Annotated in this window: 7 protein-coding genes and 2 pseudogenes; 5 read left to right on the plus strand and 4 right to left on the minus strand. The window is 70.4% G+C overall.

Annotated elements, in window-relative coordinates; genetic code table 11:
- The first annotated feature begins 78 nt into the window (after window positions 1-78).
- From E2651_RS16185 to E2651_RS16200, 4 genes and pseudogenes are all read left to right on the plus strand, one after another.
- Window positions 79-1,041 (plus strand): intradiol ring-cleavage dioxygenase, encoded by a 963-nt coding sequence (locus E2651_RS16185; protein ID WP_135331841.1) that lies wholly within the window; start codon window positions 79-81, stop codon window positions 1,039-1,041.
- Window positions 1,042-1,093: 52 nt separating this feature from the next.
- Window positions 1,094-1,561: pseudogene (locus tag E2651_RS16190) on the plus strand (SigE family RNA polymerase sigma factor); the annotation flags it as partial.
- A complete protein-coding gene (locus E2651_RS16195) occupies window positions 1,554-2,330 on the plus strand; it encodes a hypothetical protein (protein ID WP_135331843.1) in 777 nt (258 codons plus the stop codon). The pseudogene E2651_RS16190 and the gene E2651_RS16195, both read left to right, overlap by 8 nt.
- A 69-nt stretch (window positions 2,331-2,399) precedes the next feature.
- On the plus strand, window positions 2,400-3,170 hold the full coding sequence (locus tag E2651_RS16200; RefSeq protein ID WP_135331844.1) for a L,D-transpeptidase family protein: 771 nt from the start codon (window positions 2,400-2,402) through the stop codon (window positions 3,168-3,170).
- A gap of 46 nt (window positions 3,171-3,216) precedes the next feature.
- Here E2651_RS16200 and E2651_RS16205 read toward each other — a convergent pair whose 3' ends face one another.
- From E2651_RS16205 to E2651_RS16215, 3 genes are all read right to left on the minus strand, one after another.
- Window positions 3,217-3,396 (minus strand): hypothetical protein, encoded by a 180-nt coding sequence (locus E2651_RS16205; RefSeq protein ID WP_135331845.1) that lies wholly within the window; start codon window positions 3,394-3,396, stop codon window positions 3,217-3,219.
- A gap of 112 nt (window positions 3,397-3,508) precedes the next feature.
- Window positions 3,509-4,339 (minus strand): metalloregulator ArsR/SmtB family transcription factor, encoded by an 831-nt coding sequence (locus E2651_RS16210; RefSeq protein WP_135331846.1) that lies wholly within the window; start codon window positions 4,337-4,339, stop codon window positions 3,509-3,511.
- A 265-nt stretch (window positions 4,340-4,604) separates the two neighbouring features.
- Window positions 4,605-5,510 (minus strand): NAD(P)-binding domain-containing protein, encoded by a 906-nt coding sequence (locus E2651_RS16215; RefSeq protein WP_135331847.1) that lies wholly within the window; start codon window positions 5,508-5,510, stop codon window positions 4,605-4,607.
- A 114-nt stretch (window positions 5,511-5,624) separates the two neighbouring features.
- Here E2651_RS16215 and E2651_RS16220 point away from each other — a divergent pair, with 114 nt between their 5' ends.
- Entirely contained in the window at window positions 5,625-6,230 is a 606-nt protein-coding gene (locus E2651_RS16220; protein WP_135331848.1) for a TetR/AcrR family transcriptional regulator, read from the plus strand.
- A 101-nt stretch (window positions 6,231-6,331) separates the two neighbouring features.
- Here the strand turns inward: E2651_RS16220 and E2651_RS16225 are convergent.
- Window positions 6,332-6,556, minus strand: a pseudogene (locus tag E2651_RS16225) (hypothetical protein); the annotation flags it as partial.

A 6,556-nucleotide genomic window follows, 5' to 3' on the forward strand; every position in this document is an offset into this window, starting at 1 on the left:
GGGCTCCGGGCCTTTCCTGTGCGTACGCACAGTCGGCGCACACGTCTGTGACAGGTGGGGTCCCTAGCGTCCGGCCCCATGACGCAGAACAGCGAACGAGACGAGCCGCAACGGATCACGGCACCCCAAGGCCCGGCCCACAAACGGGACGTGACGCGCCGGAAGTTCCTCGTGGCGAGCGGGGCCGCGGTGGCGGCGGTCGGGGTCGGCGGCGTGGTGGCGGCGAGCGCGAACGCGGAGGGCACGGCGGAGGGCACGACGGATGCGGGTTCCTCGGCGACCGGTGCTTCGGCGGCCGAGGCGTGCTACCGCCTGACCGGCGAGACCACCGAGGGCCCGTACTACATCGATGCCGACAAGATCCGGAAGGACATCACCGAGGACCGCGATGGCATCCCCTTCACCCTCCGCCTCAAGGTGATCGACTCCGACACCTGCAAGCCGCTGAGGCGCGCGGCGGTGGACATCTGGCACTGCGACGCGCTGGGCATCTATTCGGGGTACGAGTCGCTCAGTGGCGGGGGCGGCGGAGGAGGCGGCACCACCCCACCGAGCGGTACGCCCACGGGCACGCCCACAGGCACGCCCCCGTCCGGTGACCCCGGCGGCGGTGGCGGCGGCCATGAGGAACCGACGGACGACGAGCGCTACTTGCGCGGCACGCAGCTCACCGACCAGCACGGGTACGTGGAGTTCAAGACGGTCTTCCCCGGCTGGTACCGGGGCCGTGCCGTACACATCCACACGAAGGTGCACGTCGGCGGCAAGATGACGGACGCGGGCTACGAGGGCGGCCACACCTGCCACACGGGCCAGTTCTTCTTCGCGGAGACGGCGGTCCTGGCCTCCGCCGATGTGGCCCCGTACGCCACGAGCACGACGGAACGCACGACGCTGGACGAGGACACGATCTACGGCGGTGGCGGCACCCAGGACGGCCTCCTGAAGCTCAAGTACCGCAAGGGCCACATCGAGAAGGGCGTGATCGGCTCGCTCACGATGGGGGTCGACCCGGACGAGACGCACGACGGGACGTCGTAGGCGGAGGCGCGGTGAGCAAGGGGCCCGGAACCAATCGGTTCCGGGCCCCTTCGCCGCCAGTGGGCCGCGGCTGCTGCGGATGGCGTGGCTGCTCACGGGCGACGCGCATCTCGCGGAGGACCTGCTGCAGACGGCGCTCGCGAAGGCCTGGCCGAAGTGGCGGCGGACCGGGCAGGCGCACCCGGAGGCGTACGTACGCAAGATCCTCCTCAACACGCACACATCGTGGTGGCGTCGGCACTGGCGGGCGGAGGTCCCGCACGGCGAACTGCCCGAGCGGGCGGGCGAGTCGGACGCGTACGAGGGGGTGGACCTGGAGCAGTCGCTCGCCGCTGCCGTGCGGCGGCTGCCGCCGAGGCAGCGGGCGGTGGTGGTCCTTCGCTACTTCGAGGACCTCGGTGTGGACGCGACGGCCGGAATCCTCGGTTGCACTCCGGGCACGGTGAAGAGCCAGTCGGCGAAGGCGCTGCGCACGCCGCGGGCCGCGCTGCCGGCGAGGGAGGTGGACCACTGTGAGTGAGGACGCCCCTGACGCGTACGACGAGGAACGTGAGCTGCGGGTGTTCCTCGAGCGGGCGGTACCGCGCCCACAGGCCCCCGCCGCACGCCTTGCCCGCGTGCGCGAGCGGGCCGCGCGCAGCCGCAGGCGCAGGATCGCGGCCGGGGCGGCGGCCTCGGTGGCGGGGCTCGCCCTGGCCGGAGTGCTGGTGCCGGAGGCGCTGCGCTCGTCCGCCGACCCGGAGGTGGTACCACCGGCGGCGACACCGCCGAGCCGCCAGGGCGTGGATGAACGGACCGTCAGCTACCGGGAGTTGGGCGGTGGCCTGACCCTGCGGCTCCCGGCGGACTGGCAGGCGCTTGCGGTCCCCGCGGACGACAGGACGAAGAGCCCGCCGATCGGCTTCGCGGGCACGCAGCGGCTCACCCTGTACAAGCAGCCGTGCAAGCCCGACGAGCCGGGCGGCTGGTGCAACCCGCTGGACCGCCTCGACCCGGAGGACGGCGCGCTGCTCGCCCTGCGGAGCGAGAAGGCGGGCGGCCTGACCAAGAGGGCGAGGAAACCACCCGAGTTCACGGGTGGGACCTTGCGGAAGTCCTGTGCGCTTGCGGGGGGACGTCTCAGCTTCACGGCGGTGCTCGAATCCCCGGAGCCGGGGCGAGTGATCGTGGCGAACCTGTGCCTGGCGCCGGGCGGCTCAAAGCCCCGCCTGACCGAGGCGAACCACATCATCGCCTCGGCGACCTTCGCCACGAAGGACTCACCACCGGCAACGGCCCCGCCGAGCTGACGTTTCACGTCGGGCCAGAGGCCCGCATCCCCTCCAAGACCTTACGCAGGCCCTTTCCAGGAGACCCCTATGCCTTCTCCCACCTGCCCACGCCCTGTCGCGTACGCGGCCGCAGGCGTGGCGCTGACCCTGCTGCTCACAGCGTGCGGAACCGGCGCGCAATCCGACGGTCGCCCGAGTGGTGAGGCCAGATCCGTCAGCGAGGCGCCCGAGCCGAGCCGCACCACCCCCGAACGGCCCCGGCAGATACCGGCGTTGGGTGCGAAGACCCGAGCCCGGATACCCCCCTCCACGACCCAGGCCCTGGTCGTCACGGGCGAGGCGCCCGACGCGAACCGCGCGACGGCGGTGCTCTACACGCGCAAGTCCCCCTCCGGCGCGGCTGGTTGGCGCCCGGCGTCGGATCCCTGGCCTGCGCACAACGGGTTACGGGGATGGTCGTCGCGCCACGTGCAGGGTGACCGCAAATCACCCGTCGGCGTATATGGCCTGACCGACGCGGGCGGCCTCCTCCCGGACCCCGGAACCCGCTTCCCGTACGACCAGGGCCCGGCCTTCACCGCGCGTGGCACGGGCTTCAAGGGCGAGCCGCTGACCGGCTCCTTCGACTACGTCATCGCCATCAACTACAACCGCGAGCCGGGCAGGACCCCGCTGGACTGGACGCGCCCGCTGGGTGCGCGCCGGGGCGGCGGCATCTGGCTGCATGTGGACCACGGGGGCCCGACGCAGGGCTGTGTGTCGCTGCCGAAGGCGCGGATGAAAGAACTGCTGCGGACACTGGACCCGGCGCGGAAGCCGGTGGTCGTGATGGGGGATGCGGGGGCGTTGGGCGCGTAGGCAGGGTGGGGGACGCTGCCTACGCGGATGACAGCGATGCCGGGGCTCAGGCGGCCGGTGTCCGTGAGGAGTTGGCCTCGGCCTCGGCCCACTCGGTGACCAGCCGTTCGTACACCAGGCGCTCGTCGGGGCGGAGCCGCCCGCCCGCGTGGAGCCAGAGCGCACGGATCTCCTCGTTGACCTCGTCGGCGGTGCGTCGCCGGTCGGGAGGGGGAATCGTGGCCATACCGTGAAGCCTACGTAGGAAAATGTGAAGACAGCGTCAAGTCATGCCGCCTCCCCGCATGACTTAGATCACCCTGATTCCCCGCACGGGCTCAGCGCGTGGCTCAATCGCGTCACTTTGCCTCGGGCACGAGCCAGGGCTCCTGCGGCAGTGGACTGCCGGTCTCCAGCAGGGACTTGAGGTTGGACAGCACGGCGGGCCACCCCGAACCGACGTCCTTGAGGTCCTGCTCGCTCGCGAGGTTCTCGTGGGTGACGGTGAGGCGGACGATGCCGCCGTGCGGCTGGATGTCGAAGGTCACGCGGGAGGGCTCGGCGCCGGCGGCGGCGTTCGGATCGGCCCAGGTGGTGACGAGCCGAGTGGGCGGCACGCTCTCCAGGACGGTGCCGACGATGTCGTCGATCCCTGACCCGTCGGTCCGCCGGTGGGCCCACCCGGACCCGGTCTTCCACTCCCCGTCGGAGACGTTGCTGTGCCCCCAGTAGGCGGCGGTCAGGTCGGCGTCGGTGAGGGCGTGCCAGACCTTGTCCGGGGTGCTTTCGATGTATGTGACGTAGACGTACGAGGGCTTGGTGCTGGGGCTGTCGCTGCTCATGGTGGCGTCCTCCGCCTGTCGCTTGATCGCGCTCAGCGCCAGCAGCCGCGGGCGCTCGAAGCGGTCGATCCACCGCTCCTGGATCTCATGGAGCGGTACGGGATTGAGGTAGTGGAGCTTCTCGCGGCCGCGGCGGACGGTGCTGACGAGGTTGGCGGCCTCAAGGATCCCCAGATGCTGGGTGGCCGACTGCCGCGACATCTCGACGCGCTCGCACAACTCCCCCAGCGTCTGCCCGCCCCGCTCACGCAGCAGGTCGAGCAGATACCGCCGGGTGCGGTCGGCGAGGGCCTTGAAGACTTTGTCGAGGTCGGGGTCCGCGCCGCCCGCGGTCGTCTCTGAGCTCACCCCTCCATCATGCAGGTAAATGCCTGCATGTCAATCACCCGCCGGGGGATGCAAGGCGAACCACGGCATCAGAGCGCCGCCCTTGGGTGAGGGTGTGCAGCCGTGCATGAGAAACCGAGTTGTGTGCGCCGTCCCCATCGGAGCCGCCTGCGCCGGTGCTCACGTTGCGCAACGCGCCCACTCGTCCCTACCCCCAACCACCGTGCACACCAAGGGAGTTCAGAGTCATGGGCAGACCGGCCCGGCGAGGGGGTGAGCGCCGCGATCAGACGGTTGTCGCGGACGCTCCCTTCCGCATCACCTCCACCGCCCGGCTGAAGCTGTCCGCCCCGTGCCCTGCGTCCACCACGCGCCGGAAGACGTCGCGGACCGCCTCCGGGAACGCCGTGTCCACGCCCGCGTCGGCCGCCGTGTGGACCACATGTTCCATGCTGGCCAGGCCCATCGAGGTGCGGTCCACGTCGCCGGCGTGGTTGTTCGCGTCGATGCGGGGTGCGTAGAAGTCGATGAAGTGGCCCATGCCCGCGAAGTTCTCGGCGGCGTAAGGCGCGATCTCGGCCGCCGTGATGCCGTGCGCGGCCGCCACGGCGACGGCCTGCCAGTAGGCGATCATCGCGGGCCAGAAGATGACCATGTTGAGCTGGTACATCAGGGCGGCCAGGCCCGGGTCATCGCCTCGGTAGTCCGACTTGCCCGTGATGACCTCGAGGGCGGCGCGATGCGTGTCGTATGCGGCACGCGGCCCGCTGTAGAACGTCGAAGCCTCCGGGGTCCCGATGAGGGGCGGCGGGGCGAGGACGCCGCCGGTGAGGTGGGTGCCGCCGAGTTCGGTGATCCAGTGGGCGCCCGCCTTGGCCTTCTCCGGGGTGTCGGAACTGAGGTTCACGAAGACGCGCCCGGCAAGGCTCTCCTTCGCCTGCTCGAGTACGCCGTACATGGCGTCGTAGTCGATGAGGCTGAGGACCACCAACTCATTGGCGATGACGGCCTGTTGAGGGCTGTCGGCGAGGGTGGCCCCGCGTGCGACGAGGGCGTCGGCGCGGGAGGGAGTGCGGTTCCAGAGGGTGACTTCGTAGCCCCTGTCGAGATAGGCGGCGGCCATGGCCTGACCCATGGGGCCGAGGCCGATGACGGTTACGGACTGCGTTACGGACTGCGATGCGGAAGGCATGCGTGACTCCAGACGGCTGCAGACGGCTACTAAAACGATCGCTCTATCTAGCGCGTGAGGAGAACGTAGCACGCCCCTAGAACGAACGCTCTACTAGTGGGTAGGCTGAGGCCCATGGCCCCCCAAAGCAGTTCAGCGCCCGCCGCCGCACCCCTCGGCACCCGCGACCGGATCGTGTCCGTCTCCGCGCGCCTCATCCAGCGGCAGGGCTATGTGGGCACGGGCATCAAGCAGATCGCCAAGGAGGCGGAGGCGACGCTCGGCTCCGTCTATCACTTCTTCCCGGGTGGCAAGGAGGCCGTCGCGGTGGCGGCGATCAAGTACAGCGACGAGGAGTTCGCGGCGGTGCTGCGGGACGTGCTGGCGCGCGAGACGGACCCGGCGGCGGCGATCGAGGCCTGCGCGGTGGAACTGGCGGTAGGCCTACGGGAGTCGGGCTGGACGGACGGCTGCCCCGTCACGGCCGCGGCGTTGGAAACCCTCGGCACGGACTCGGAGATCCAGCAGGTGTGCGCGGCCGCGCTGCGGAGCTGGGAGCGGATCGTGGAGGAGAAGCTCCTTGGCGCGGGCTTCGCGGCCGGGGATGCGCGAGAGGTGGCGACGACCGTGATCAGCGCGCTGGAGGGCGCGGAAGTGACGGCGCAGGTGGCCCGCAGCGAGGAGCCCTTGCGGGCGGCGGGGCGGCAACTGGCTCGGCTTGTGGGGTCTTACGAGGGCTGAAGGGGCGCCCGGGGTCGTGCCTCAGGTGGTTTCAACTACCTGTCCCTTGGCCTCAGTTGGTGCAGATTTGGACTGTGCGAGCCTAGATGGTTGATGTGCTTTTACGTGCTGGTCAGCCGGGTCGGGTGGTCGTAGTGGATCAGTGAACGCTTCTTTTCGGTGCTGCAGGCCCAGTTGTGCCAGATCGCCGCGTTGAGGGCCAGGAGCCTCTGCAGGACCCTGGCCCACAGCCCGGAGAGCACCCGGCCGCCGTGGACCTCCAGCCCGAGCTGGCCCTTGAGCGTCCAGTTCACCGACTCGATGCGCTGGCGGAGCCAGTACGGGAA

Source organism: Streptomyces sp. MZ04 (assembly GCF_004684775.1).
Classification (GTDB): domain Bacteria; phylum Actinomycetota; class Actinomycetes; order Streptomycetales; family Streptomycetaceae; genus Streptomyces.

Bases quoted from the DNA above. Each gene is read 5' to 3' on its own strand.
- E2651_RS16185 (WP_135331841.1), top strand. From the start codon at position 79: ATGACGCAGAACAGCGAACGAGACGAGCCGCAACGGATCACGGCACCC.
- E2651_RS16200 (WP_135331844.1), top strand. From the start codon at position 2,400: ATGCCTTCTCCCACCTGCCCACGCCCTGTCGCGTACGCGGCCGCAGGC.
- E2651_RS16205 (WP_135331845.1), bottom strand. From the start codon at position 3,396: ATGGCCACGATTCCCCCTCCCGACCGGCGACGCACCGCCGACGAGGTC.
- E2651_RS16215 (WP_135331847.1), bottom strand. From the start codon at position 5,510: ATGCCTTCCGCATCGCAGTCCGTAACGCAGTCCGTAACCGTCATCGGC.
- E2651_RS16220 (WP_135331848.1), top strand. From the start codon at position 5,625: ATGGCCCCCCAAAGCAGTTCAGCGCCCGCCGCCGCACCCCTCGGCACC.